Source organism: Streptomyces regalis (genome assembly GCF_001509475.1).
Lineage (GTDB): Bacteria > Actinomycetota > Actinomycetes > Streptomycetales > Streptomycetaceae > Streptomyces > Streptomyces regalis.
Genome location: NZ_LLZG01000320.1, coordinates 1 through 259 on the forward strand (window position 1 = coordinate 1; position 259 = coordinate 259).

The window sequence follows — 259 nt, forward strand, 5'->3', positions numbered from 1 at the left end:
CGTCGGCGGCGGTCAGCCGCTCGGCGAGAATGCGGGCGCCGTCCACCGTACGGCGCTGGCGCTCCTTGAACTCCTCCGACGCGGCGACCTTGAAGGAGACCGCCTTGGCCGCGATCACGTGCTCCAGGGGGCCGCCCTGGAAGCCCGGGAAGACCGACGAGTTCAGCTTCTTCGCGAAGGCCTGCCTGGCGAGGATGATGCCGCCGCGCGGGCCGCCGAGGGTCTTGTGGGTCGTGGACGTGACGACGTCCGCGTACTC

The 259-nt window shown here is 71.0% G+C and carries 1 pseudogene; it reads right to left on the minus strand.

Annotated features, from left to right (window positions below):
- A pseudogene (locus ADL12_RS27625) lies at nucleotides 1–259 on the minus strand (serine hydroxymethyltransferase); the annotation flags it as partial.